Source organism: Micromonospora sp. WMMD708, assembly GCF_049315245.1.
GTDB lineage: Bacteria > Actinomycetota > Actinomycetes > Mycobacteriales > Micromonosporaceae > Micromonospora > Micromonospora wenchangensis.
In genome coordinates, this window is the sequence record NZ_CP186060.1 from 675,294 (window position 1) to 701,350 (window position 26,057).

22 protein-coding genes and 1 pseudogene are annotated in these 26,057 nt (G+C 71.8%); 11 read left to right on the forward strand and 12 right to left on the reverse strand.

Features of this window, described 5'->3' with window-relative positions; genetic code table 11:
- Nucleotides 1-49 precede the first annotated feature (49 nt).
- From ACN260_RS03155 to ACN260_RS03165, 3 genes are read left to right on the forward strand one after another with little or no spacing between them, the layout of a single operon-like run.
- On the forward strand, nucleotides 50-1,021 hold the full coding sequence (locus tag ACN260_RS03155; protein ID WP_422754627.1) for an ABC transporter permease: 972 nt from the start codon (nucleotides 50-52) through the stop codon (nucleotides 1,019-1,021).
- A 26-nt stretch (nucleotides 1,022-1,047) separates the two neighbouring features.
- Nucleotides 1,048-2,076: an ABC transporter ATP-binding protein gene (locus tag ACN260_RS03160; RefSeq protein WP_204925028.1), complete on the forward strand. Its 1,029-nt coding sequence runs from the start codon at nucleotides 1,048-1,050 to the stop codon at nucleotides 2,074-2,076.
- Nucleotides 2,069-3,082 carry an ABC transporter ATP-binding protein gene (locus ACN260_RS03165; protein WP_204924936.1) on the forward strand — a complete coding sequence of 338 codons (1,014 nt, stop codon included), beginning with the start codon at nucleotides 2,069-2,071 and terminating at the stop codon, nucleotides 3,080-3,082. The genes ACN260_RS03160 and ACN260_RS03165 overlap by 8 nt, the downstream gene beginning before the upstream one ends.
- A gap of 84 nt (nucleotides 3,083-3,166) precedes the next feature.
- Here ACN260_RS03165 and ACN260_RS03170 read toward each other — a convergent pair whose 3' ends face one another.
- Both ACN260_RS03170 and ACN260_RS03175 read right to left on the reverse strand, forming a co-directional pair.
- Nucleotides 3,167-3,535, reverse strand: coding sequence for a chorismate mutase (locus ACN260_RS03170; protein ID WP_422754628.1), 369 nt, complete (start codon nucleotides 3,533-3,535; stop codon nucleotides 3,167-3,169).
- 267 nt (nucleotides 3,536-3,802) lie between these two features.
- Nucleotides 3,803-5,653 carry a bifunctional metallophosphatase/5'-nucleotidase gene (locus ACN260_RS03175; protein WP_422754629.1) on the reverse strand — a complete coding sequence of 617 codons (1,851 nt, stop codon included), beginning with the start codon at nucleotides 5,651-5,653 and terminating at the stop codon, nucleotides 3,803-3,805.
- A gap of 214 nt (nucleotides 5,654-5,867) precedes the next feature.
- On the opposite strand from ACN260_RS03175, the gene pcrA reads away from it, so the two are divergent.
- Nucleotides 5,868-8,270 (forward strand): DNA helicase PcrA, encoded by a 2,403-nt coding sequence (gene pcrA, locus ACN260_RS03180; protein ID WP_422754630.1) that lies wholly within the window; start codon nucleotides 5,868-5,870, stop codon nucleotides 8,268-8,270.
- A gap of 58 nt (nucleotides 8,271-8,328) precedes the next feature.
- On the opposite strand, the gene ACN260_RS03185 is transcribed toward pcrA, so the two are convergent.
- Nucleotides 8,329-9,120 (reverse strand): M23 family metallopeptidase, encoded by a 792-nt coding sequence (locus tag ACN260_RS03185; protein WP_422756599.1) that lies wholly within the window; start codon nucleotides 9,118-9,120, stop codon nucleotides 8,329-8,331.
- Between the two features lie 319 nt (nucleotides 9,121-9,439).
- Entirely contained in the window at nucleotides 9,440-10,156 is a 717-nt protein-coding gene (locus ACN260_RS03190) for a M23 family metallopeptidase (RefSeq protein ID WP_422754631.1), read from the reverse strand.
- Between the two features lie 387 nt (nucleotides 10,157-10,543).
- Here ACN260_RS03190 and ACN260_RS03195 point away from each other — a divergent pair, with 387 nt between their 5' ends.
- The 3 genes from ACN260_RS03195 (at nucleotide 10,544) to sucD (ending at nucleotide 13,520) form a co-directional block, all read left to right on the forward strand.
- Nucleotides 10,544-10,948, forward strand: a complete 405-nt coding sequence (locus ACN260_RS03195) for a cobalamin B12-binding domain-containing protein (protein ID WP_088645808.1) — start codon at nucleotides 10,544-10,546, stop codon at nucleotides 10,946-10,948.
- A 503-nt stretch (nucleotides 10,949-11,451) separates the two neighbouring features.
- Nucleotides 11,452-12,630: an ADP-forming succinate--CoA ligase subunit beta gene (gene sucC, locus ACN260_RS03200; RefSeq protein WP_145921670.1), complete on the forward strand. Its 1,179-nt coding sequence runs from the start codon at nucleotides 11,452-11,454 to the stop codon at nucleotides 12,628-12,630.
- Nucleotides 12,631-12,632: 2 nt separating this feature from the next.
- Nucleotides 12,633-13,520: a succinate--CoA ligase subunit alpha gene (gene sucD / locus ACN260_RS03205; protein ID WP_422754632.1), complete on the forward strand. Its 888-nt coding sequence runs from the start codon at nucleotides 12,633-12,635 to the stop codon at nucleotides 13,518-13,520.
- Nucleotides 13,521-13,581: 61 nt separating this feature from the next.
- Here sucD and ACN260_RS03210 read toward each other — a convergent pair whose 3' ends face one another.
- Nucleotides 13,582-13,839, reverse strand: a complete 258-nt coding sequence (locus ACN260_RS03210) for a hypothetical protein (protein WP_302746309.1) — start codon at nucleotides 13,837-13,839, stop codon at nucleotides 13,582-13,584.
- Between the two features lie 156 nt (nucleotides 13,840-13,995).
- Between ACN260_RS03210 and ACN260_RS03215 the strand changes: the two are divergent.
- Nucleotides 13,996-15,270: pseudogene (locus ACN260_RS03215) on the forward strand (DUF6350 family protein); the annotation flags it as partial.
- Between the two features lie 238 nt (nucleotides 15,271-15,508).
- Here the strand turns inward: ACN260_RS03215 and ACN260_RS03220 are convergent.
- Nucleotides 15,509-16,108 carry a hypothetical protein gene (locus ACN260_RS03220; protein ID WP_422754633.1) on the reverse strand — a complete coding sequence of 200 codons (600 nt, stop codon included), beginning with the start codon at nucleotides 16,106-16,108 and terminating at the stop codon, nucleotides 15,509-15,511.
- Nucleotides 16,109-16,134: 26 nt separating this feature from the next.
- Nucleotides 16,135-16,431, reverse strand: a complete 297-nt coding sequence (locus ACN260_RS03225; protein ID WP_088647169.1) for a CD225/dispanin family protein — start codon at nucleotides 16,429-16,431, stop codon at nucleotides 16,135-16,137.
- A 185-nt stretch (nucleotides 16,432-16,616) separates the two neighbouring features.
- On the opposite strand from ACN260_RS03225, the gene purN reads away from it, so the two are divergent.
- Together purN and purH are read left to right on the forward strand one after the other, a co-directional pair.
- On the forward strand, nucleotides 16,617-17,237 hold the full coding sequence (purN, locus tag ACN260_RS03230; protein WP_422754634.1) for a phosphoribosylglycinamide formyltransferase: 621 nt from the start codon (nucleotides 16,617-16,619) through the stop codon (nucleotides 17,235-17,237).
- A complete protein-coding gene (gene purH / locus ACN260_RS03235; RefSeq protein WP_422754635.1) occupies nucleotides 17,234-18,805 on the forward strand; it encodes a bifunctional phosphoribosylaminoimidazolecarboxamide formyltransferase/IMP cyclohydrolase in 1,572 nt (523 codons plus the stop codon). Before purN ends, purH begins: the two co-directional genes overlap by 4 nt.
- Before the next feature lie 41 nt (nucleotides 18,806-18,846).
- Here the strand turns inward: purH and ACN260_RS03240 are convergent, their stop codons facing one another.
- The 5 genes from ACN260_RS03240 to ACN260_RS03260 all read right to left on the reverse strand — a co-directional run bounded on the left by ACN260_RS03240 (nucleotide 18,847) and on the right by ACN260_RS03260 (nucleotide 24,625).
- On the reverse strand, nucleotides 18,847-19,893 hold the full coding sequence (locus tag ACN260_RS03240; protein WP_422754636.1) for an ABC transporter ATP-binding protein: 1,047 nt from the start codon (nucleotides 19,891-19,893) through the stop codon (nucleotides 18,847-18,849).
- Nucleotides 19,877-20,914: an ABC transporter ATP-binding protein gene (locus ACN260_RS03245; protein WP_422754637.1), complete on the reverse strand. Its 1,038-nt coding sequence runs from the start codon at nucleotides 20,912-20,914 to the stop codon at nucleotides 19,877-19,879. The genes ACN260_RS03240 and ACN260_RS03245 overlap by 17 nt, the downstream gene beginning before the upstream one ends.
- Before the next feature lie 40 nt (nucleotides 20,915-20,954).
- On the reverse strand, nucleotides 20,955-21,911 hold the full coding sequence (locus tag ACN260_RS03250) for an ABC transporter permease (RefSeq protein ID WP_088647164.1): 957 nt from the start codon (nucleotides 21,909-21,911) through the stop codon (nucleotides 20,955-20,957).
- An 18-nt stretch (nucleotides 21,912-21,929) separates the two neighbouring features.
- The gene (locus tag ACN260_RS03255) at nucleotides 21,930-22,868 is read right to left on the reverse strand and encodes an ABC transporter permease (RefSeq protein ID WP_422754638.1); all 939 of its coding nucleotides are present in this window, start codon (nucleotides 22,866-22,868) and stop codon (nucleotides 21,930-21,932) included.
- Nucleotides 22,869-23,020: 152 nt separating this feature from the next.
- A complete protein-coding gene (locus ACN260_RS03260; RefSeq protein ID WP_422754639.1) occupies nucleotides 23,021-24,625 on the reverse strand; it encodes a peptide ABC transporter substrate-binding protein in 1,605 nt (534 codons plus the stop codon).
- Between the two features lie 405 nt (nucleotides 24,626-25,030).
- On the opposite strand from ACN260_RS03260, the gene ACN260_RS03265 reads away from it, so the two are divergent.
- The gene (locus ACN260_RS03265; RefSeq protein WP_422754640.1) at nucleotides 25,031-25,891 is read left to right on the forward strand and encodes a bifunctional methylenetetrahydrofolate dehydrogenase/methenyltetrahydrofolate cyclohydrolase; all 861 of its coding nucleotides are present in this window, start codon (nucleotides 25,031-25,033) and stop codon (nucleotides 25,889-25,891) included.
- Nucleotides 25,892-26,057: the final 166 nt, after the last annotated feature.

A 26,057-nucleotide genomic window follows, 5' to 3' on the forward strand; every position in this document is an offset into this window, starting at 1 on the left:
CAGTGTGCGCGGGCAACCAGGCCGGCGCCGAGCGCAGCGAGGTGCAGGCATGAGCGACCCGAGTGCCGCTTCGATCGTGAGCACGCCCCGTGCCGAGCAGTTGACCGAGGCAAGCTCCCCGGCCACCGCCGGACCCGCCGGCAAGAAGGAGAAGCCGCGCAGCCTGCTCGGCGACGCCTGGATCGACCTGCGCCGCAAGCCGCTGTTCTGGATCTCCGCCACCTTCATCGTGCTCTTCGTGGTGATGTCGGCCTTCCCGTCGCTGTTCACCTCCGGCGACCCGACCGACGGTGTGCTGGCCCGCAGCCGGGTCGAGCCGTCGTCGGACGCCTGGTTCGGCTACGACGTGCAGGGCCGCGACGTGTACGCCCGGGTCATCTACGGCGCCAACGCCTCGATCGTGGTCTCGCTGCTCTCCACGATCGGCACCCTGCTGATCGGTGGGACGATCGGCGTCATCGCCGGTTACAAGGGCGGCTGGATCGACGGCCTGCTCTCCCGGATCACCGACATCTTCTTCGGCCTGCCGTTCGTGCTCGGCGCGATCGTCATCCTCACCACGTTCAACGGCGCCGGCTCCAACAACAGCGAGTGGGAGATCAAGTTCCTGGTGATCGGCTCGCTGGTGCTGCTGAGCTGGCCGGTGGTGATGCGGCTGATGCGGTCCTCGGTGCTCGCCACCAAGGAGGCCGACTACATCGTGGCGGCCCGCGCGATGGGCGCCAGCACCGGTCGGATCATCTTCAAGCACCTGCTGCCGAACTGCCTGGCACCGCTGCTGGTCTACGGGACGATCATGATCGGCTCCTTCATCGGCGCCGAGGCCACCCTCTCCTTCCTGGGTATCGGCCTGCAGAGCCCGGTGGTCTCCTGGGGCATCATGATCAATGAAGCGCAGAACTACCTCCGGGTCTCGCCCTTCCTGCTCTTCTTCCCCTCCGCGTTCCTCGTCACCGCCGTGCTGAGCTTCGTCATGCTCGGCGAGGCGGTCCGCGAGGCCCTCGACCCGAAGCTCCGATAGGGGAGACCGAAGTGTCCGACATTCTCGTGTCCGAGCAGTCCGCGCCCGGCGCCGACGGATCCGGCCGCCCCTCCGGTCGGCTGCTCGAGGTCGACGACCTGCGGGTGGAGTTCCGCACCCGGGACGGCGTCGCCAAGGTCATCAACGGAGTCACGTACCACGTCGACGCGGGGGAAACCCTCGCCGTGCTCGGCGAGTCCGGCTCCGGTAAGAGCGTCACCGCGCAGACCATCATGGGCATCCTGGACATGCCGCCCGGCTTCGTCACCGGCGGTCAGGTCCGCTTCCACGGCAAGGACATGCTCACCATGTCCGCCGAGGAACGTCGCCGCATCCGCGGCGAGGGCATCGCGATGATCTTCCAGGACTCGCTCTCCGCCCTGAACCCGGTCTTCACCGTCGGGTTCCAGATCGCCGAGCAGTTCCGGGTCCGGCGCGGCATGAGCCGTTCCGACGCCAAGAAGCGCGCGATCGAGATGCTCGACCAGGTCAAGATCCCGAACGCCAAGGGCCGGTTCAGCAACTTCCCGCACCAGTTCTCCGGCGGCATGCGGCAGCGCGCGATGATCGCGATGTCGCTGGCGCTCGACCCCGAGGTGCTGATCGCCGACGAACCGACCACCGCCCTGGACGTGACCGTGCAGGCCCAGATCATGGACCTGCTCGGCGAACTCCAGCGGGAACGCCGGATGGGCATGATCCTGATCACCCACGACCTCGGCGTGGTCGCCGACGTCGCGGACCGGATCGCGGTCATGTACGCCGGCCGGATCGTCGAGGAAGCCGACGTCTACGACCTGTACGCCAAGCCGGCGCACCCGTACACCCTCGGCCTGCTCAACTCGATCCCCCGGCTGGACGAGAAGGGGCAGCAGCTCCGCACCATCAAGGGCCTCCCGCCGAACCTGATGAACATCCCGCCGGGCTGCCCGTTCAACCCGCGCTGCCCCATGGCGCAGCCGGTGTGCCGGGAGACCGTCCCCCCGCTGTTGCAGATCGGCACCGGTCGGGCCAGCGCCTGCCACTTCGCCGAGGAGCTGGTGAACCGTGACTGACAACATCATCGAAGTCCGTGACCTGGTCAAGCACTACCCGGTCACCCGGGGCATCGTGTTCAAGAAGACCATCGGCCAGGTCAAGGCCGTCGACGGCGTCTCGTTCGACCTCAAGGCCGGCGAGACGCTGGGCGTGGTCGGCGAGTCGGGCTGCGGCAAGTCGACGCTGAGCCGGGTCCTGATGAACCTGGAGAAGCCCACCGCCGGCACGGTGCACTACAAGGGCCAGGACATCGCCAAGCTCTCCGGGGGCGCGCTGCGGCGGCTGCGCCGGCAGATCCAGCTGGTCATGCAGGACCCGTACACCTCGCTGAACCCCCGGATGACCGTCGGCGACCTGATCGGCGAGCCGTTCGAGATCCACCCGGAGGTCGCGCCGCGCGGCAGCCGCCGGGACAAGGTCAAGGAACTGCTCGACCTGGTCGGCCTCAACCCGGAGCACATCAACCGCTATCCGCACCAGTTCTCCGGCGGCCAGCGGCAGCGCATCGGCATCGCCCGCGCGCTCGCCCTGCGCCCCGAGGTGATCGTCTGCGACGAGCCGGTCTCCGCCCTGGACGTCTCGATCCAGGCCCAGGTGATGAACCTGCTGGAGAAGCTCCAGAACGAGCTGGGCCTGTCGTACGTGTTCATCGCGCACGACCTGTCGGTGGTCCGGCACCTGTCGGACCGGGTCGCGGTGATGTACCTCGGCAAGATCGTGGAGATCGGCACCGAGGACGAGATCTACGAGCGGCCGACCCACCCGTACACCCAGGCGCTGCTGTCGGCGGTGCCGGTGCCGGACCCGACGCTGCGGGAGAACAAGGCGATCATCCGGCTCACCGGTGACGTGCCCTCGCCGATCAGCCCGCCGTCGGGCTGCCGGTTCCGCACCCGGTGCTGGAAGGCGCAGGACGTCTGCGCCGAGCAGCCGCCGCTGCTGGAGATCCGTCCCGGCTCGGACCACCCGAGCGCCTGCCACTTCGCCGAGAAGCGGGAGATCGTCGCCACGCACGAGGCATGACACGACCCGGGCCGCCTGCCACCGTCGGACCGACGGCGGCAGGCGGTTCGTCGTTCACCACGTCGCACGCCCGCCGGGACGCCGTTACAGCGGCCCGCGCCCGGCCCGCAGCAGCAGCAGCGCCAACTGGGTGCCGTCGGCCCCCAGCTCACTGCGGAAACGTTCCAGGATCTCCCGCTCCCTGGAGAGCACCAGCCGGGTGCCCCCGGAGGCCATCCGGGTCACCCCGACCTCGTGGGACAGCGCGGCGCGCTCCTGCCAGAGCGCGATCAGCGTACGGTCGATCTCGTCGATCCGTTCCCTGATCGCCACGATCCGCTCGGCCGCCACCGTGTCGCCGGTGCCGGTACGGGCGGCCGCGGCTCCGGTCGGGTCGACCCCCGTGGGCTCGGCCCCGGCCGGATCGGCGTGCCGCGCGGGACCACCGCTGGACTCCACCACGTCAGTCATCATCGTCGTACCCCTCGGGTCTCGGGCCCGGTGTTCGGATCCCGGGACGAAAAAGCCCCGGGCTCTCCGAGCCCGGGGCTTTCGTAGGTCTGTCGATCAGGCGCGACCCACGGCTGCCGGACTCCCGGTGCCGTAGTAAAAGAAGAACCGCCGCTCGATCACGTCGTCGAGTATCCGACCTCCGGCCGCTCGGCGCAAGCACCCGGACGGCTGAGGGAAGGGCCCGCCCGCCGTCGCGTCCCCGCGCCGACGAGGGGCCCTTCCCGCCGGTCAGCCCAGCCGGGTGATGCGGTCCGCCGCCGTGGGGGCGACCGGCGCGCCGGCACCCAGGTACGCCACCAGGGCGTCCACGTCGAAGCCGGGGGCGGTGGTCCGGCCGGTGCCGCCCGCCAGCTCGGTGAACCCGTCCCCGCCGTTGGCGAGGAAGTCGTTCGTGGTGACCCGGAAGCTGGCCGCCGGGTCGACCGGGGTGCCGTTCAGGGCCAGCGCGCTGACCCGCGAGCCGGCCGGCGCGGTGCTGTCGTAGGAGTAGGTCAGCCCGGCCGACGGCTGGAGGATGCGCTGGGTGGTCTGCCCCTTGAAGCCGACGAACTGCTGCTCCAGCACGTTCTTCAGCTGCGCGCCGGTGAACGTCTGGGTGACCACCAGGTTGTTGAACGGCTGCACGGTGAACGCCTCGCCGTAGGTCACCTCGCCCGGTGCCTCGCCACCGGTCGACGCCCCGTACGACAGGGAGGCCCGCACGCCGCCCGGGTTCATCAGCGCGAGCTGCGCCCCGTCGCCCTTCGTGTACGCCAGCTGCGCGTCGGCGATCACGTCACCCATCGGGCTCTCGCCGTTGGGCCGGGCGTCCCGGACGATGTCGGCGCTGATCTTCCCGACCACCCGGTTGGCGATCGGGGCGACCGCCGTGCGGTACTTGTCGGCCAGCGCCTTCGCGCCCGCGTCGACAAGCGCCGGGTTCTTGGCGAACACCCCGCCGGTCTGCTGCCAGCTCCCGTCGGCGTTGCGCACGCCGTTCTCCACGATCACGTTCTTCGCGGTGATGCCGGTGAACCGGCCGGTCCGCCGGTCCAGCGAGTAGTCGATGTCGGTGACCAGCTGACCGTTGTTGCCGGCGCTGGTGACCACGCTCGGCCTACCCGAGGAGTTCGGCAGCGAGCAGGAGTAGAAGCGGTGGGTGTGCCCGGAGACCACCACGCCGAACTCCGGCCGCAGGCCCTTGACGATGTCGACGATCGGGCCGGAGAAGTTGTTGCAGTCGGAGACGCCCGGGGTGGCCGGCGGCGCGGACTGCGCGCCGCCCTCGTGCACCAGCAGCACCATCGCCTTGACGCCGAACAGCTTGAGCAGGCCACCCCACTTGTTGGCGGTCTGCACCTCGTCGGTGAAGGTGACGTCCTTGATGCCGGCCGGGTTGACGATGCCCGGGGTGCCCTCCAGGGTGACCCCGACGAAGCCGACCGGCACGCCGCCGACGAACTTCACGTCGACCGGGGGCAGGATCGGCAGCTTGGTCTTCTTGTTGATGGTGTTGGCGGCGAGGTAGGTGAACTTCGCGCCGGCGAAGCCGTCGCCGTCCTGGCAGCCGTCGACCGGGTGGCAGCCGCCCTTGTTGATCCGGAGCAGCTCCTTGACGCCCTCGTCGAACTCGTGGTTGCCGACCGAGCTGACGTCCAGGCCGACCTGGTCCATCAGCTCGATGGTGGGCTCGTCGTGGAAGGCGGCGCTGACCAGCGGGGTGGCCCCGATCAGGTCGCCGGCACCGACGGTGGTGGTGACCCGGCCCTCGGCCTTCGCCTCGGCCCGCAGCTTCTTCAGCCAGGTGGCCAGGTATTCCACCCCGCCGGCCGGGGTGCCGTTGACGGTGGCGCCGCTGCCGCCGGGCGGGTCGATCGCGCCGTGGAAGTCGTTGTAGCTGAGGAACTGGCCCTTGACCTCGCCACCCGTCGCGGTGGCGTACGAGACGGCGACCGGGGCGAGGCCGGCCCCGGGGGCGGCGTCGGCCGGCGGCGTGGTGGCGCGGCCGGTGATGGGCAGGCTGGCCACGACGGCCAGGGCGAGGGCCGGCGCGGCGAGGTGACGCAGCACGGCCCGACCGCGCGAGCGCGGTTGACTCATGGTTGTTCTCCCAAGTCGTCTACGGGGGAGCAGGCGGGGATTTCCCGGGTCATCGTCGCGCCTCGGGGCGGAAGATGCCAGTGGGGCCACCGTGACAGGTTCGTCTCAGTCCGGCCGGTCGGCGGCCGGGACGTGCGCCCGGTGGTGGGGCACGATCCGTGCCGGGCGTGCGCGGGCGGGAAGTGTCCGGCCGACGGCATAGACTCGCCGTGCGATGCATCCTCTCTTCGACATCCCCGCGTCCCCGCCCGCGCCCGAGTCCGCGCCGGTTCCGCCGCGCCGGCCGGGCCCGACCCGCCAACTCGACCCGCAGGCCCTGGTGGAGGGCCTCAACGGTCCCCAGCGGGACGCGGTCACCCACGCCGGCTCGCCGCTGCTGATCGTGGCCGGGGCCGGGTCCGGCAAGACCCGGGTGCTCACCCACCGGATCGCCTATCTGCTCGCCGCGCGGGACGTCCATCCCGGCGAGATCATCGCGATCACCTTCACCAACAAGGCCGCCGGTGAGATGAAGGAGCGGGTGGCCCACCTGGTCGGCCCCCGTGCCCGGCTGATGTGGGTGTCGACGTTCCACTCCGCCTGCGTGCGCATCCTGCGCGCCGAGCACGAGCACGCCGGCCTGAAGTCGACCTTTTCCATCTACGACGCCGACGACTCCCGCCGGCTGATGCAGCTGGTCGCCCGGGAGCTGGATCTCGACCCGAAGCGTTACCCGGCCCGGGGGCTGGCCGCCCAGGTGTCCAACCTGAAGAACGAGCTGGTCGACCCGGAGGAGTTCGCCGGTCGGGCCAAGGGGCCCAACGAGCGGGCGCTGGCCGAGGCGTACACGCTCTACCAGCGGCGGCTGCGGGAGGCGCACGCGCTGGACTTCGACGACCTGATCATGACGACGGTGCACCTGCTCCAGTCGCACCCGCACGTCGCGGAGAGCTACCGACGCCGGTTCCGGCACGTCCTGGTCGACGAGTACCAGGACACCAACCACGCGCAGTACACCCTGATCAAGGAACTGGTCGCCGGCACCGAGGGACTCGCCCCGGCCGAGCTGTGCGTCGTCGGCGACGCCGACCAGTCGATCTACGCGTTCCGGGGCGCGACGATCCGCAACATCCTGGAGTTCGAGCGGGACTTCACCGACGCCCGCACCATCCTGCTGGAGCAGAACTACCGCTCCACCCAGACCATCCTCAGCGCGGCCAACGCGGTGATCGACCGGAACACCTCCCGCAAGCCCAAGCGGCTGTGGAGCGACGCCGGAGCGGGCGAGCAGATCGTCGGCTACGTCGCCGACACCGAGCACGCCGAGGCCGACTGGGTGGGCCGGGAGGTCGACCGGCTGGTCGACGCGGGCGAAACCCGCCCCGGCGACGTCGCCGTCTTCTACCGCACCAACGCCCAGTCCCGGGTCTTCGAGGAGGTGTTCATCCGGGTCGGCCTGCCCTACAAGGTGGTCGGCGGGGTGCGCTTCTACGAGCGCAAGGAGGTCCGCGACGCGCTGGCCTACCTGCGCGCGGTGGTCAACGACGACGACACGGTCAGCCTCCGGCGGGTGCTGAACACCCCGCGCCGGGGCATCGGCGACCGGGCCGAGGCGTGCGTCGAGGCGCTGTCCAGCCGGGAGCGGATCTCCTTCGGCGCGGCGCTGCGCCGGGCGCGGGAGGCACCGGGCATCTCCACCCGGGCCGCCAACTCCATCGCCGAGTTCGTCGCGCTGCTCGACGGTGCCCGCGAGCTGGCCGAGGAGGGCACCCCGGAGGAGGTGCTGGAGGCGCTGCTGACCCGTTCGGGCTACCTGACCGAGCTGGAGGAGAGCGTCGACCCGCAGGACGCCGGCCGGGTCGACAACCTCCAGGAGCTGGTGAGCGTCGCCCGGGAGTACACCGAGCGGATCGAGGCGCTGGGCGGCGACGACGAGCGGGCCACCCTGGCCGGTTTCCTGGAGCAGGTGGCGCTGGTCGCCGACGCCGACCAGATCCCCTCCGACGACCCCGACCACCAGGGCGTGGTCACCCTGATGACCCTGCACACCGCCAAGGGCCTGGAGTTCCCGGTGGTGTTCCTGACCGGCCTGGAGGACGGCGTCTTCCCCCACCTGCGGTCGCTGGGCGACACCCGGGAGTTGGAGGAGGAGCGGCGGCTGGCGTACGTGGGCATCACCCGGGCCCGGCAGCGGCTCTACCTGTCCCGGGCGGTCACCCGTTCGGCTTGGGGGCAGCCGTCGTACAACCCGCCGTCGCGGTTCCTGGAGGAGTTGCCGCCGGAGCTGGTGCGCTGGGAGCGCACCGAGGGGACGTACACCTCGTGGGCCGGTGGGGGCGGCGGCGTCGGGGGTCGCGCGGACCGCGCGCCCGGCGGGCGGAGCGGCTTCACCGGGGGTACGCCGAGAGCGGCGGAGCTGGCGAAACGGCTCGGGGTGGACGCCAGTCGGCTGGCCACCGCCAGCGAACTGCCGCAGGGGCCGAAGGTGTCGGCCGGCGACCGGGTCAACCACCAGCGCTACGGCCTGGGGCGGGTGCTCGCGGTCGAGGGTCACGGGCCGAGCGCCCGCGCGCAGATCGACTTCGGCGACCAGACCATGTGGCTGGTGCTGCGGCACGCCCCGCTCGACAAGCTCTGAGCCGACGCCGACGGGCCCGGTCCGGCGTGCTGCCGGCCGGGCCCGTCGGCGGTACGGCTCAGCAGGCCACGTCGATGCCCCGGGCGCGCAGGAACGGCGCCGGGTCGATCTGGTTCCACATCTGCCCCTGGTGCACCTCGAAGTGCAGGTGGGGGCCGGTGGAGTCGCCGGTGGAGCCTTCGTAGCCGATCACCTCGCCGACGCCGACCCGGTCACCGACGGCGACCTTCACGCTGCTCTGGTGGGCGTAGTGGGTCAGGTAGCCGTTGCCGTGGTCGATGAAGACCGAGATGCCGTAGCCGTCGCCGACGTCGCCGGCCTTGACGACCGTGCCGGCGGCGGCGGCACGGATCGGGGTGCCGGCCGGCAGCGCGAAGTCGATGCCGGCGTGCAGGGTGCCCCACCGCTGCCCGTAGCAGGAGGTGACCTGCGCGCCGGCCATCGGGATCACCCAGGACGGCTTCGGCTTCGGCGCGGTCGCCTTCCTGACGGTGGCCTTCGGCTTCACGGTGGCCTTCGGCTTCGCGGCGGCCTTGCGGGTCGCCGTGGCCGTCGGGGTGGGGCTGGCGCTGGTGGGGGTCGGTGCGGCGGTGGGGCTGGCCGGGGCGGCCGACTCGCGGGCGGACCGGTCGGCGCGGGCGGCGGCCTCGGCCCGTTCCCGGGCGTCGAGCGCGACGGCCGCCGGTTCGGGGGCGTCGTCCCGGTCGAGGGTGGTGACCGTGGCGACCCCGGCCAGGCCGAGGCCGACCAGCGCGGCGACGCCGACGGCCAGGGTGCGTACGCCCCGCGGGTGACGCCGCCGGTGCCGGACCACGGCGGCCGAAATCCGGGCTCCGGGGCCGGTGCGGATGGGCTTCCCGGCGCGGGTGGTGCCGTCGTCCGGGCGGTTGTTGTCTTCCAGCACGGTGGACCTTCAACTACTCAGGGGGTTTCGGACCCGGACCATCCTGGGTGTCGAAGCGCGCCGGGCCGGGTACGGGTACCGGCCGGTAACCCGGGCCGCCCGGCGGCCCGGTCGGCTATGTCCCGCCGGGGTGGCGTCTGGCCGGTTGCGTGGCGTGACCCGGACGTGCCTTCGGTCACACTGCGGAGTGTGACGCAGCAGACCTGACCACAAACGAAACCGCCCGGATCCACGGATCCGGGCGGTGAACAGGCGTTACCGAGCGTCAGGAAGCGGCTGCTTCGGTGTAGTACGCCTCCACTTGCAGCTTGATGTCCACTCCGCGCTCCTGGAGCCACGGCACCGGGTCGAGGGGCTGGCCCTTGACATGGACCTCCAGGTGCAGGTGAGCGCCGTAGGAGTGGCCGGTGTTGCCGACCAGCCCGAGCTGGTCGCCCGCCTTCACCTGCTGGCCCTCGTGCACGCTCACCGCCGAGGAGTGGCCGTAGATGGCCTCGCTGCCGTCGGCGTGCTGCACGATCACCGCGTAGCCGTAGCCGCCGAACCAGCCGGCCTTGGTGACCGTGCCGGAGTGGATGGCCACGTAGGGGGTGCCCTCCGGCGCGACCAGGTCGATGCCGGTGTGCAGCTTGCCCCAGCGCATGCCGTACGGGGAGTTGAAGTCGTAGCCCTGCATGGGCAGCAGCCACGGGTCCTGCTCGTTGACGCCCGGCTGGCTGTCCCGGGCGTCGCTGCGGGTGGCCCGGTCGGCGGCGTCGGCGCGGGCGGCGGCGTCCTGGCTGGTGATCGACGCCTGCCGCAGTTCGTCGAGGACCGTCGGGCTGACGCTCTTGGCGTCGGGCATCGCCCCCGCGCCGAGCGCGACGATCCCGGCACCGACGAAGGCGGTGGTCACGACCGCCGCGTAGCGGCTCCGCGGGGGGGTGGGTACGCGGCGACGGCCGCGATATCTATCGGGCTCAGACGACAGGCGCTGGCGCACGCACACCCTCCGTTGTCGGGGATCCGATGCAACCTCCGACCGATCGGTGCAGCCGCCCCGACGATCGTTGATCGCGTCATCACCCGTCCGTGGACCTGATGACAACCGTGGACACGTTAGCCCTCCGCCGCTCCGGTCACAAGCGTGGCCCCCGCATCGGCGATTCGTTCTGTCCCTTTCTGTCTATCATTGTCATAGCTCCAGACGCCGGACGGCTGTCCCCCTTCCTGCCCGTTCGTCGCGCACAGTGACCGATCGGCGGAGGCGTCCGGCTTTCCTGGGGGCAGGCCGGGGCGGTAGGGGTCCGGCCCGGGTTCTCCACCCCCGGTGGGCCGGGTTACCGTTCGTTCAGCTGGTAGCCGCGGGAGCCGTGAAGGGTGTGCGCTGATGAACTCTCGTATCCGGGTAGTCGTCGCGAAGCCGGGCCTCGACGGCCACGACCGGGGTGCCAAGGTGGTGGCGCGTGCCCTGCGTGACGCGGGTATGGAGGTCATCTACACCGGCCTGCACCAGACCCCGGAGCAGATCGTCGAGACCGCCATCCAGGAGGACGCCGACGCGGTCGGCCTCTCGGTGCTCTCCGGCGCGCACATGACGCTCTTCCGCCGGGTCCTGGAGCTGCTCGCCGAGCGGGACGCGCGGGACGTCGTCGTCTTCGGCGGCGGCATCATCCCCGACGCCGACATCCCCGAGCTGGTGGAGATCGGCGTCAAGAAGATCTTCACGCCGGGCGCGACCACCCAGTCGATCGTCGAGTGGGTCCGCGCCAACGTTGCCCAGCCGGTCGCCTGACGACCTGCGGGTGCGGCGCATCCGTCCGTACACCGACGGTGGTGGGCCGGTTTCCGGCCGCCGCCGTCTGGTCGTGCCGTGACCCCGGCGTGGCATCAGGTGGGAGGGCTTCCCGAATCCGGGCAGGGTGAAGGGCCGGACGCACCCCTCACACGCCCGGCCCTTCTATGCACGATGCCCCGCCGCCACCCCTCGACCGACAGGGCATCGGCCGCTCCCGTCTTCGCGCTGATCAGCGCTCCGACATCAGACTCAACGACGCCCGTACGGTGGGGTTACGCGTTACGTGGGACAACCTGCGGACCGATCTGTGCCACCGGCGAGTCGCCGACGGCGCGCTGTGCATTACCGCACACCGCGCACCCGCTCGGTTGCCGCCGGTGCCCACCTCGCTAGGCTGCGGCCAATGGCCTGTTTCAACTGATGGCAGGCGTCAACGGAGTTTCCACAACGCTGGCGGCGGCGCGACGGCGCGCCGCGGAGACGGGACGGGACGCGCAATCGTGGACCTGTACGAGTACCAGGGGCGGGACCTGTTCGAGCGGCACGGCTTGCCCGTGCTCGCCGGCGGCGTCGCCACGACCCCGGAGGAGGCCCGCGCGATCGCCGAACGCCTCGGCGGTCGGGTGGTCGTCAAGGCGCAGGTGAAGGTCGGCGGCCGAGGCAAGGCCGGCGGCGTCAAGCTGGCCGAGGGCACCGACGAGACGGTGGCCAGGGCCACCGACATCCTCGGCATGGACATCAAGGGACACACCGTCCACAAGGTCATGATCACGGTGACCGCGGACGTGGCCGAGGAGTACTACTTCTCCTACCTGCTCGACCGGGCGAACCGCACCTTCCTCTGCATCGCCAGCGTCGCCGGCGGCATGGACATCGAGCAGGTCGCCGCCGAGACCCCCGACAAGGTGGTCAAGGCCCCGATCGACGCGGTCGAGGGCGTGGACGAGGCGAAGGCCCGGGAGATCGTCGACGCGGCGGGGTTCCCGGCCGAGGTCGCCGACCAGGTCGTCGCGGTCGCGGTGGGGCTGTGGAAGGCGTTCGTCGCCGAGGACGCCACCCTGGTCGAGGTGAACCCGCTGGCCAAGACGGGCGACGGCACGCTGCTGCTGCTCGACGCCAAGGTCACCCTGGACGAGAACGCCGGCTTCCGGCACCCGGACCACGAGGCCCTGGTCGACCAGGCCGCGGTGGACCCGCTGGAGCAGGCCGCCAAGGAGAAGGACCTCAACTACGTCAAGCTCGACGGCGAGGTCGGCATCATCGGCAACGGCGCGGGTCTGGTCATGTCCACCCTCGACGTGGTGGCCTACGCGGGCGAGCGGCACGGCAACGTCAAGCCGGCCAACTTCCTCGACATCGGCGGCGGCGCGAGCGCCGCGGTGATGGCCAACGGCCTGGAGATCGTGCTCTCCGACCCCTCGGTGCGCAGCGTCTTCGTCAACGTCTTCGGCGGCATCACCGCCTGCGACGAGGTCGCCAACGGCATCATCCAGGCGTTGGCCCTGCTGGAGGAGCGCGGCGAGAAGGTCACCAAGCCGCTCGTGGTCCGGCTCGACGGCAACAACGCGGAGGCCGGTCGGGCGATCCTCGACGGCGCCGGGAACCCGCTGGTGCAGCGGGTCGACACCATGGACGGCGCGGCCGAGCGGGCCGCCGAGCTGGCAGCTGCGGGGGTCTGACGATGGCGATCTGGCTGACCAAGGAGTCCAAGGTCATCGTGCAGGGGATGACCGGCTCCGAGGGTTCCAAGCACACCCGGCGGATGCTCGCCGCCGGCACCAACGTCGTCGGCGGGGTGAACCCGCGCAAGGCCGGCACCACCGTCGACTTCGACGGCACCGAACTGCCGGTGTTCGCCTCCGTCGCGGACGCGATGCGGGAGACCGGGGCGGACGTCACGGTGATCTTCGTACCGCCGCAGTTCACCAAGGGCGCGGTGGTCGAGGCGATCGACGCGGGTATCCCGCTCGCCGTGGTGATCACCGAGGGCGTGCCGGTGCACGACACCGCCTCGTTCTGGGCGTACAACGTGGCCAAGGGCGGGCAGACCCGGATCATCGGGCCCAACTGCCCCGGCATCGCCTCGCCGGGCGCGTCCAACGCCGGCATCATCCCGGCCGACATCACCGGCTCCGGCCGGATCGGCCTGGTCAGCAAGAGCGGCACGCTGACCTACCAGATGATGTACGAGCTGCGCGACATCGGCTTCTCCACCTGCGTCGGCATCGGCGGTGACCCGATCATCGGGACCACCCACATCGACGCGCTCGCCGCGTTCGAGGCCGACCCGGAGACCGACGCCATCGTGATGATCGGCGAGATCGGCGGCGACGCCGAGGAGCGGGCCGCCGAGTTCATCAAGGACAACGTCACCAAGCCGGTGGTCGGCTACATCGCCGGCTTCACCGCGCCCCCCGGCAAGACCATGGGGCACGCCGGCGCGATCATCTCCGGCTCGGCGGGCACCGCCGAGGCCAAGCAGCAGGCCCTGGAGGCGGTCGGCGTCAAGGTCGGCAAGACCCCGACCGAGACCGCCAAGCTGATGCGGGAGCTGATGTCCGGCCGCTGAGCCGTGCACGGCACCACCCGGGCGAGCGACGCAGGGGGTCGACCGGAGACGGTCGGCCCCCTCAGTCGTTCCAGAGCGGGTACGTCCCGCTGGCCCGCCAGATCGCGGTACCGATGATGTTGATCACGCCGAACGCGATGGCCAGGTAGCCGAGGACCGGCGACTGGCCGTACCGCTTGGCGTCGCGGATCGACAGGTAACCGAAGATGATGCCCAGGATGCCGCAGCAGATCAGGCCGAGGACGATGCCGAGCACCCCCCAGAGCGTGGTGCGGTCCCGCCCGGCCGCGGCCGGTGGCGGTGGGTACGGAGCGTTCACGGCTTCCTCCGGGCGATCGGTGCCGCGACTTCGGTCGCGTCCCTGCGCCGAGGCTAGACCGGATCGGGGCCGCACGGCGGTGGATCACGGAACTCGCCGCCCCCCGCCGGCCCCGACGGGCAGCCACCACCGGCGCGGCATGCCAGAGTAGAGCCGATGTCCTCGACCACCCCTGATCAGCCCCGCCGTCCCAGCGGTGCCCGCACCGGCAGGCCGCCCGGCCGTGCCGGCGGCGCCCGGGTACCCGCGCCCCGCCGGCCGGAGCAGTCCGGGCGCTCCCGGGCACCGCTGCCCGTCGCCGCCGCGGTGGCCGCGGCCGGCGCGGCCGTCACCTCGTACCTGCCGGTGGCGGTGGTGCTCGGGCTGGCCCAGTTCAGCGAGGACGCCGGCTCGCTGGTCGGTGCGCTGCGCGCCGGGCTCGCCGGCTGGCTGCTCGGGCACGGCGTGCCGCTGGAGACCACCGCCGGCCGGCTCGGCCTCGTCCCGCTGACGCTCTGCGCGTTCGCCTTCTGGCGGCTGAGCCGGGCCGGGGTGCACGCCAGCCGGGCGGTCGGCGCGCGTGGCGGCCGGTCACCCCGGCAGGCGGCCACCGTCGCCCTCGCGGTCGGCCTCGGGTACGCCGTGTTCGGCGTCCTGGCCGCGCTGCTTGTCGACAGCGCCGGCCTGCGGGTGTCCCCGGTCCGGTCCGGGCTGACCCTGCTGCTGTTCGGCACGCTGGCCGCCCTGGTCGGGGCGGCCCGCACCACCGCCGTCACCCGGCTGCTCGCCGACCGCGCGCCACCGGTGCTGCGCGACGGCGTCCGCACCGGCCTGGTCGCCGCCCTGCTGCTGCTCGCCGCCGGGGCGAGCGCGGCGGGCCTGGCGGTGGCGACCGGTGGGGGAGACGCCGCCGACCTGATCGGGGCCTACCGGACCGGGGTCGCCGGGCAGGCCGGGATCACCCTGGTCAGCCTCGCCTACGCGCCGAACGCCACCGTCTGGTCGGTGGCCTACCTGCTCGGCCCGGGGTTCTCCGTCGGCACCGGCACGGCGGTCCGGCTCAGTGAGGTCTCCGTCGGGTCGCTACCGGCCGTACCCCTGCTCGCCGGGCTGCCCAGCGGCCCGGTCGACGGGTTCGGCGCGGCGCTGCTGGCGGTGCCGGTGCTGGCCGGCATGACGGCGGGCTGGCTGCTCGCCCGCCGGCTGCTCCGTCCGGACGCCGACGAGTGGACCCCGCCGGCCTGGCCGGCGCTGCTCGGCCCGGCCGTGCTCGCCGGTCCGGTGGTCGGCCTGGTCGTCGGGCTCGCCGCGGCGGCATCCGGCGGCCCGCTCGGCGGCGGCCGGCTGGCCGAGATCGGTCCGGTGCCGTGGCAGGTGGCGGCGGTGGCCACCGCGGTGGTCACGGTCGGCGCGCTGCTCGGGGCCGTCGCCGCCAAGGTGCTCGACCGGCCGTCGTCGGCCCGGCCCCGGCCAGCCGCCGACCGCCCCCGCCGGGCTCCGGAGCGGCCCGACCCGACCGGGGACCGGCGGCCGACCCGGGAGCGCCCCCGGTCGTCCGAGGACCGCCCGCCCCGCCCGGTACCCGACTGACCACCCCGTGCCGGACCGCCGGCGTGGTGGTCCTGCCGGGACACGCGACGAGGGGCGCCCCGGACGGTGCCGGGACGCCCCTCGATCGTGCCCGCCCGGGTCAGGGCGAGGTGGGCAGCGTGAAACTGCCGATGATGTTGAGGAGCAGCAGCAGGATGCCGAGACCGACCGCGACCGCCCCGCAGATCAGGCCGGCCTTGGCCTGACCGCCGTTGCTGGCCAGGCCCTGGTTCGCCTTCTGCATGCCCAGCCAGCCGGTGATCGCCGCGCCGATACCGAGCGGAATGCCCAGGTAGAGGCAGCAGAGCAGCGGGATGGACGCGATGCCGAGGATCAGCGACACCAGACCGAGGGTGTTCTGCTGCCCCTGCGGCGCCGGGTAGCCGGCCCCCGGGTAGGAGCCGGCCGCCGCGGCGTACGGCTGCTGCCCGTAGGGGTCCTTGTGGACGGGCTGGCCGTACGGGTCCGGCTGGAAGGGCTGACCGTACGGCTGGCCCGGGGTGGGCTGGGGGCCGTACGGGTCGTGGGTGGGCTGCCCGTACGGCGGCTGCTCACCGTACGGTGCCGCCGGCTGCTGCCCGTACGGTGCCTGCGGCGCGGCGTACGGGTCCTGCGGCTGGCCCGACACGGGCTGCTGCCCGTACGGATCGTGCGGGGGCTGCTGGCCGTACGGGTCGTGGCCGGGGGTTCCGGGCTGCATCTCGGCTGCTCCTCAGTCGTGGTCCGTCAGTAGCTGCTGGTGCTGCTGCCGTCGATCGCACCCATCACACCACCGAAGAGGCAGCACAGCAGCACGATGACGAGCCACACGCCACCGATGATGAAGGCCAGCTTCGACCACTTCTTGGACTCGCGGGCGGCGGCCTCGGCGCCCGCGTAGTCGCCCTGCTGCAGAGCCGGGTTGACCTTGGAGGCGTTGATGATGGCCGGGATCGCCAGCGGCCAGAAGAAGAAGATGGCCACGATCGACGCGGTCATGTTGTTGTTGATCGGCTGCTGCGGGTTGGGGTAGCCGGGCTGCATCTGCAGTACTCCTCGTTCACGTCGGTACGGCGTCCGTACCTGATCATGGGCTGTGGGGCGCGGTGGCGGGCACGGCCCGGCCACCGGGCGACCGGCAGCGTACCGTGTCCGGGCGACACGCGTGATCACCCGAAACGTCGCCGCCCGCAGGATGGGCGTGCCGACCTGCCCGCTAGGGTGGCCGGGTGACCGAGCCCGCGTCCGTCGCCCGCCTCGTCGTCCTCGTCTCCGGCTCCGGCAGCAACCTCCAGGCGTTGCTGGACGCCACCGCCGACCCCGGCTACGGGGCCCGGGTGGTGGCCGTCGGCGCCGACCGGGACGGCATCGTCGGGCTGGACCGGGCCGCCGCCGCCGGGGTGCCGACCTTCGTCGACCGGGTGAAGGACCACCCCACCCGCGCCGACTGGGACAAGGCCCTCACCGCGCACGTCGCCGAGCACCGGCCCGACCTGGTGATCTCGGCGGGTTTCCTGAAGCTGGTCGGGCCGCAGTTCCTGGCGGCCTTCGGCGACCGCTACCTGAACACGCACAACACGCTGCTGCCGGCGTTCCCCGGCATCCACGGCCCCCGGGACGCGCTCGCCTACGGCGTCAAGGTCACCGGGGCCACCCTCTTCTTCGTCGACGCCGGGATGGACACCGGCCCGATCGTCGCGCAGGTGGCGGTGCCGGTCCTCGACGACGACGACGAGGAGACGCTCACCGAGCGCATCAAGGAAGCCGAGCGCCGCCAGCTCGTCGAGCAGGTCGGTCGCCTGGTCCGTTCAGGTTGGACGATCACCGGAAGAAAGGTCACGGTTCCGTGAGTGCCCCGCAGGACTCCCGCCGCCCGATCAGGCGGGCGCTGGTCAGCGTCTACGACAAGAGCGGCCTGGTCGAGCTGGCCCGTACGCTGCACGAGGCCGGGGTCGAGATCGTCTCGACCGGTTCCACCGCGTCGACGATCTCCGGCGCGGGGGTGCCGGTGACCCCGGTCGAGCAGGTGACCGGCTTCCCCGAGATCCTCGACGGCCGGGTCAAGACCCTGCACCCCAAGATCCACGGCGGGCTCCTGGCCGACCTGCGCAAGGAGTCGCACGCCGAGCAGCTCGACGGGCACGGCATCGCCGGCATCGACGTCCTGGTCTCCAACCTCTACCCGTTCCAGGCCACCGTCGCCTCCGGCGCGTCCCCGGACGAGTGCATCGAGCAGATCGACATCGGCGGGCCGGCGATGGTCCGGGCCGCCGCCAAGAACCACGCCTCGGTCGCCGTGGTGACCGACCCGGCCGCTTACCCGGCGCTGGTCGCCGCGCTGGCCGAGGGCGGTTTCACGCTGGCCCAGCGGCGGGCGCTGGCCGCCCGCGCGTTCGCCGACATCGCCGAGTACGACGTGGCCGTCGCCGACTGGTTCGCCGGCACCGCCGCCCCGGCAGAGGACGGATGGCCGCACTTCGCCGGGCTGGCGCTGCGCCGGCAGGCGACGCTGCGCTACGGCGAGAACCCGCACCAGGGTGCCGCCGTCTACGCCGACCCGGCCAGCCCGCCGGGGCTGGCCCAGGCCGAGCAGCTGCACGGCAAGGAGATGTCCTACAACAACTACGTCGACGCGGACGCCGCCTGGCGGGCCGCGAACGACTTCCCCGACGAGCCGGCGGTGGCGGTCATCAAGCACGCCAACCCGTGCGGCATCGCCGTCGGCGCGGACGTCGCCGAGGCGCACCGCAAGGCGCACGCCTGCGACCCGGTCTCCGCCTTCGGCGGGGTGATCGCCGTCAACCGGCCGGTCTCGGTGGAACTGGCCGGCCAGGTCGCGGAGATCTTCACCGAGGTGCTGGTGGCGCCGGAGTTCGAGCCCGGCGCGGTGGAGATCCTCCGGGGCAAGAAGAACATCCGGCTGCTGCGCGCCCCGGCCTTCACCCCGCTGCCGGCCGAGTGGCGGCAGGTCACCGGCGGGGTTCTCGTCCAGCAGCGGGACCGGATCGACGCCGCGGGCGACGACCCGGCGAACTGGAAGCTCGCCACCGGCGAGGCCGCCGACGAGGCCACCCTGCGGGACCTGGCGCTGGCCTGGCGGGCGGTCCGCGCGGTGAAGAGCAACGCGATCCTGCTGGCGAAGGACGGCGCGTCGGTCGGGGTGGGGATGGGCCAGGTCAACCGGGTCGACTCGGCCCGGCTGGCGGTGAGCCGGGCCGGCGCGGAGCGGGCCCGGGGTTCCGTCGCCGCCTCCGACGCTTTCTTCCCGTTCGCCGACGGCGCGCAGATCCTGATCGACGCCGGGGTGAAGGCGATCGTGCAGCCCGGCGGGTCGATCCGTGACGAGGACACCATCGCCGCCTGCCAGCAGGCCGGCGTCACCATGTACCTGACCGGCACCCGGCACTTCTTCCACTGATCCACCCGCGTGCTCCCGCGCCCCGGCGCGGGAGCACGCGGTCAGCCCCGGCCCGGCGGGTCGGACGGCGCGCGCAGCGCGGCGAAGTGGCAGGCGCTGGGGTGGGGGTCGGCGGTACGGGGGACGGTCGGCGGGTCCTCCCGGGCGCAGATGTGCTCGGCCTTCCAGCAGCGGGTGCGGAAGTGGCAGCCGGACGGCGGGTCGGCCGGGCTGGGCACGTCGCCGGTGAGCCGGATGATGCCGGCCGTGCCCCGGGCCTCCGGATCGGGCACCGGCACCGCCGACAGCAGCGCCTGGGTGTACGGGTGGGTGGCCCGTTCGTAGATCTCCTCCTCGGTGCCGATCTCCACGATCCGGCCGAGGTACATCACCGCGACCCGGTCGCAGATGTGCCGGACCACCGACAGGTCGTGCGCGATGAACACGTACGACAGTCCGAACTCGTCCTGGAGCTGCTCCAGCAGGTTGATCACCTGGGCCTGGATCGAGACGTCCAGGGCGGAGACCGGCTCGTCGCAGACGATCACCTCGGGGCGCAGGGCGAGCGCGCGGGCGATGCCGATGCGCTGCCGCTGGCCGCCGGAGAACTGGTGCGGATAGCGGTTGATGTGCTCCGGGTTGAGGCCGACCACGTCCAGCAGCTCCTGTACCCGGCCGCGTTTGCTGCCCCTGGGTGCGGCGTCCGGGTGGATGTCGAACGGCTCTCCGATGATGTCGCCGACCGTCATCCGTGGGTTCAGCGAGGTGTACGGGTCCTGCATCACCATCTGCATGTTGCGGCGCAGCCGGCGCAACTCGCCCCCGGCGGCGGTGAGCAGGTCCCGGCCCTGGAGGGTGGCCCGGCCGGAGGTCGGTGTCTCCAGCCGCATCAGCACCCGGGCGAGGGTCGACTTGCCGCAGCCGGACTCGCCGACGATGCCGAGCGTCTCGCCCCGGTGCAGGGTGAAGCTGACCCCGTCGACGGCACGGACCGCGCCGACCTGCCGGCGGAAGAGCACGCCCCGGGTGATCGGGAAGTGTTTGACCAGGTCGTCGACGCTGAGGATGGTCTCGCCCCGGACCTTGGCCGGGTCAGCGGTCGCGGTCATCGTGGACCTCCTGCGCGAAGTGGCACGCGCTGGTCCGGCCGTCGGCGAGGACCAGGTCGTCGGGCACCACGTCCACACACACCTGCTGCACGTACGGGCAGCGGGGGTGGAACGGGCAGCCGCCGGGGATGCGCATCAGGTTCGGCGGCAGGCCCCGGATGGTGGACAGTTCCCGGCCGCGCACGTCCAGCCGGGGGATCGAGGCCAGCAACCCCTTGGTGTACGGGTGGGCCGGTGCCCGGTACAGCGGGCGGACGTCGGCGTGCTCGACGATCCGGCCGGCGTACATGACGGCGATCCGGTCCGCGACGCCGGCCACCACCCCCAGGTCGTGGGTGATCAGGATCATCGCCATGTCGAGGTCGCGACGCAGGTCGGCCAGCAGGTCCATGATCTGGGCCTGCACGGTGACGTCGAGGGCGGTGGTCGGTTCGTCGGCGATCAGCACCTTCGGGTCCAGCGCCAGCGCCATGGCGATCATGACGCGTTGCCGCATCCCGCCGGAGAACTGGTGCGGGTGGTCGCCGAGCCGCCCGGCCGCCCCGGGGATGCGTACCAGGTCCATCAGCTCGACGGTCCGCCGTCGGGCGTCGGCGCGGGACATCCCGTCGCGGTGCCGCAGCGTCTCGCCGATCTGCCAGCCGACCGGGAAGACCGGGTTCAACGCCGACAGGGCGTCCTGGAAGATCATCGCGATCTCCTTGCCGCGTACCTGCCGGCGCTGCTCCTCGGGCAGGGTGAGCAGGTCGCGGCCCCGGTAGCGGATCTGACCGGAACGGATCACCGCCGGCGGGCTGTCCAGGATGCCCATGACCGCCTGGGCGGTGACCGACTTGCCGGAGCCGGACTCGCCGAGCACGGCGAGCGTCTCGCCCGGGTCCAGGTGGTAGGAGACCCCGTTGATCACCTTGGCCACCCCCTCGCCGGTGCGGAACTCGACGTGCAGGTCGCGGACGTCCAGCAGGTGCCCGCCGGGCGGGGTGGGTGAGGCCGGCGTGGGCCGGGGTGCGGACTCGGTCACCGGATCTGCCTCTCGCTCGCGCCCGGGGTGGACATCGGCCTCACCGCAGCTTCGGGTCGAAGGCGTCGCGGATCGCGTCGCCGAGCATGATGAAGGCGAGCACGGTCAGCGCGAGGAAGGCGGACGGGACGACCAGCGGCGTCGCCGACTCGCGCATGTGCACCCGGCCGGCGTCGATCTCGATGCCCCAGGAGATGGTCGGGGCCTTCAGGCCGATGCCGAGGAAGCTCAGCGTCGCCTCGGCGGCGATGAACGAGCCGAGCGCGATGGTCAGCACCACGATCGCCGGGGCGAGCGCGTTGGGCAGGATGTGCCGCCACATGATCCGGCCGTGGCCCGCGCCGAGCATCCGGGCCGCCGCGACGTAGTCCTGCTCCTTGGCGGTGATCACCGAGGAGCGGACCACCCGGGCGGCGGTGGTCCAGCCGAGCACCGCCAGCACGAAGATCACCGCGAACAGCCGGACCGTGTCGCTGCTGGTGCTGACCCGCTTGAGCAGCACGATCGCGGCCAGCAGCAGTGGGATGCCGAGCACGATGTCGATCACCCGGGAGAGCACCGCGTCGACCCAGCGGCCGAAGTACCCGGCCACCATCCCGACGACCAGCGCGATGGCCCCGGTGAGCAGGGCGGACAGCGCGCCGACCAGCAGCGAGGCGCGGGCCCCGTAGACGGCGCGGGCGTACGTGTCGCAGCCCTGGAAGTCGTACCCGAAAATGGCCCCGCCGGACGCCCCGGCGTGCTGGCGGGACAGCACGCAGTCGCGCGGGTCGTTGGCGGTGAACAGCGACGGCACGGCGGCCATCGCGGCGACCAGCACGACCAGCACCAGGCTGATCCAGAAGACCGGCTTGCGGCGCAGGTCGCGCCAGGCGTCCCCGGCGAGGCTGCGGGGTTTCTGCGGTACGCCCACCCGGTCGGGTGTCCCGGGCTCGCCGGAGACCCCGCGCCTGGCGGCCTGGTCCTCCGTCGCCGCCACCGTCTCGAAGTCGCTCATGCCGGCACCTCGCTGCGTTCACTCATAGCGGATCCTCGGGTCGAGGACGGCGTACAGGACGTCCACCACCAGGTTGGCGACGAGGTAGACCACGACGAGGACGCTGACGATGCCCACCACCAGCGGGCCGTCCTCGGTGCGGATGCCCCGGAACAGGTTGAAGCCGACCCCCGGGATGTTGAACACGCCCTCGGTGATGATCGCGCCGCTCATCAGGTTGCCCAGTTCGACGCCGAGGAAGGTGATCACGGGGATGAGCGAGTTGCGCAGCACGTGCACCCCGATGATCCGCCGCCGGGCCAGCCCCTTCGACCGGGCCGTACGCACGTAGTCGGCGCGCAGGTTCTCGGCGACCGAGGTACGGGTCAGCCGCAGCGCGGTGGCCAGCGACAGCGAGCCGAGCACGATGCCGGGCAGCAGCAGGGCGTACAGGTCGGGGTCGGCGCCGGCGGTCGGGGGGAAGATCGGCCACCGTACGCCGAGCAGGTACTGGGCGAGCGGGGCCAGCACGATGGTGGGGATGCCCAGTACCAGCAGGGTCAGCACCAGTGTGGCGTTGTCGAACAGGCTGGCCCGGCGGATGCCGGCGAGCACCCCGGCGGTGACCCCGAACAGGATCGTCACGGCCATCGCGATCAGCGCCAGCTTGACGGTGACCGGCCAGGCGGCGGCGAGGATGTCCCCGATCGACCGGCCGGTCAGCGACTGCCCGAGGTCACCCTGGAGCAGGTTCTTGAGGTAGTCGAGGTAGCGGTAGAGGAAGCCGCCGACGCCGGTGCGGTCGAGGTGGAACTCCTCCGTCAGGTACGCCCGCTGCGCCGGGGTCACCGGCCGTTCCCCGGCCAGTGCCTGGATCGGGTCGCCCTGGCCGGCGAACATCAGGGCGTACACGATCAGGGTGGTCCCGAAGAAGGCGAGGACCATCTGGAGCAGACGCCGCAGAACGAAGCGGAACATACTGTGCAGTCTTGCCCAAAAGCGGCGGAGACGGAGGCGGGTCGGGTCACCGTCCACCGATGACCCGACCCGTTGCTCCCGCCGACGGCCCCGTTGCCGCCGACGCGCCGTCACGTGCCGGCGGCCCGTTCGCCGCCGACGCCCCTCCCGGACTAGCTGACCGCCTCGATCTTCAGCAGGTCGACCCGGTCGAAGAGGTCCATCTGGACGTTCTTCACCTTGGTCGAGTGGCCGAAGTTGTTCTGGCCGTAGCGCAGCGGGATCACCGGCATGTCCTCGGCCAGCAGGTCCTCGGCCGCCTGGTACTTGGCGATCGCGGCCTCCTCGTTCGGCGCCTTGGCGCCCTCGGCGAGCAGCTTGTCGAACTCGGGGTTGCTGTAGCCGTAGTAGTTCGACGAGCCGTTGGTGCTGTACAGCGGGCCGAGGTAGTTCTCCATCGACGGGTAGTCCATCACCCAGCCCATCCGGAACAGACCCACCGGCTGCTTCGCCTTGACCTTGGTCAGCAGGTCGGCGAACTTGGGCTCGGCGGTGCCGACGCACTCCACGCCCAGGTTGGCCTTGAGCTGGTTGCAGGTCGCGTCGATCCAGTCCTTGTGCCCGCCGTCGCCGTTGTACGACAGCTCGATCTTCTTCGGGCCGCCGGCCGCCTCGTACGCCGCCTTCGCCTTGGCCGGGTCGAACTCGCCGGCCGCGCCGATGGTGTTCTCCCGGTAACCCGCGACCACCGGCGAGACGAACGAGCGGGCCGGCTGCTGCGAGTCCTTGAAGATCGACCTGGTGATCTCGTCCCGGTCGATCGCCATCGAGATCGCCTTGCGCACCTCGGGCTTGCTGAACTCCTTCTGGAAGGTCGGGAACGCCAGCACCTGCAACGACGACGCGGGGCTCTGCCGGAACCGGTCACCCAGGTCGGTGGCGGCGGTGGACAGGTTCTCGGTCGGGATCGTCTTGATCACGTCGAGGTTGTCCGAGAGCACGTCCGCGTACGCGGCGGTCGGCTGCTGGTAGATGCGGAACTCGACGCCGCCCACCTTCGGCTGCTCGCCGGGGAAGGCGTCGTAGCGTTCCACCTCGACCTTGGCGTCGTGCTGCCAGGAGCCCTTCATCCGGAACGGGCCCTGCCCGACCGGGGCCTGCTCGTAGCCCTCCCTGAGCACACCGGGGGCGGAGAAGGCGGCCTTCGGCAGCGGGTAGAAGGCGGTGTACCCGAGCATCGACTTGAACTCGCTGTACGGCTCGGTCAGCGTGACGGTGAAGGTCAGGTCGTCGACCTTCTTCAGCCCGGACAGCCGCTCGGCGGTCGGCTTGTCGCCCTGGAGGTCGGCGTACCCGGCGATCTTCTCGAAGAAGTAGCTGGAGTTCTGCCCGTTGGGGGCGTACGCGCCGTAGTTCCAGGCGTCGAGGTAGTTGTCGGCGGTGACCTTCTCGCCGTTGTGGAAGGTGTAACCGTCCTTGAGCTTGACCGTCCAGACCCTGTTGTCCGACGACGTGACCGACTCGGCCGCCACCTCGTAGGGCTTGTTGGCCTCGTCGTAGTCGACGAGCGGGCTGAACAGGGCGGCGAGCACCTGCGAACCGCTGGTCTCGTTGGTGTTGGTCGGGACCAGGTGCTGCGGCTCGGCGATCTCGATCCGCACGGCCGCGTCGGGGTCGGACTGACCGGTTCCGCTGCCGCCGCCCGAGCCGCAGGCCGCCAGGCCCAGGGTCACCGCGAGCGGGAGAGCGGTCCAGGCAGCAAGCCTGCGCACACGCATGGGGGTCTCCTCATCTCATTACGGAGCGCAGTCAGGCCCGGCGTTGGGTGACTCTGCGCAACGTCCGGCAACGGTAGGCCGGGCTCGGCCCGTCGACAACGACAGCGTTGCGAACGGATAACGGATCACCGGGGACGGCCTTGTCGGTGGCGATCGTTCCTGGTAGAGGAATCGGGCGAAGTTGCTGCGTGAGAGCGGGTGTTGAGGGTGGTTCCGGGGTTGGATCGACCGTCGTGGCGGCCGGGGTGCCCGATGTCCGGTCCGGACCCGGCATGGTCGTCCCGTCCGGTACGGCAGGTGAGCCGGCCCGCATTAAGTCACTCAGGGTGATTAATGGCACCTCACGGAAAGTCACGGGTTCCCGGTCGTCGGCCCGCCGTCCACCGGCCATGAGACGATCTGGTCGTGACGGCGATCATCCTGGACGGCAAGGCGACCGCGGCCGAGATCAAGGACGAGCTGCGGGTACGCGTCAAGGCGTTGGCCGAGCGCGGGGTCACCCCCGGCCTGGGCACGGTCCTGGTCGGCGCGGACCCCGGCTCCGAGGCGTACGTCAACGGCAAGCACCGCGACTGCGCCGAGGTGGGCATCGCCTCGATCCGCCGCGAGCTGCCCGCCGACGCCACCCAGCAACAGCTCGACGACGTGCTCGCCGAGCTGAACGCCGACCCGGGCTGCCACGGCTACATCGTCCAGCTGCCGCTGCCGGCGCACCTGGACACCCAGCGGGCCCTGGAGATGATCGACCCGGACAAGGACGCCGACGGCCTGCACCCGGTGAACCTGGGCCGGCTGGTGCTCGGCTACGACGGCCCGCTGCCCTGCACCCCGCGCGGCATCGTCGAGCTGCTCCGCCGGTACGACGTGCCGCTGCGCGGCGCCAACGTCGCGCTCGTCGGCCGGGGCAACACCGTCGGCCGCCCGCTCGGCCTGCTGCTCAACCGGCGCAGCGAGAACGCGACCGTCACCCTCTGCCACACCGGCACACTCGACCTCGCGGCCCACACCCGTGCCGCCGACATCGTCATCGTCGCCGCCGGGGTGCCCGGCCTGCTCACCGCCGACATGATCACGCCGGGGGCCACCGTGGTGGACGTCGGCATCACCCGGGTGATCGGCGACGACGGCAAGGGCCGCTACACCGGTGACGTCGACCCGGAGGTGGCGCAGGTCGCCGGTCGGCTCGCCCCGATGCCCGGCGGCGTCGGGCCGATGACCCGGGCCATGCTGCTCACCAACGTCGTCGAACGCGCCGAGCGCGGCTGATCCCCTGCTCGGCGGCGGTGCCCCGCAGCGGGGCCGCCGCCCGCCGGGAACGGGGCGGTGGTGACGTTGGCCCCATCCCGGGGATGGTCGCCGCCCCTGGCCGAAACGGTGCCGGGATGACTGTTACGGTCGGGAAAACCGACTGGTAGCAGGGAGTGGGACGACC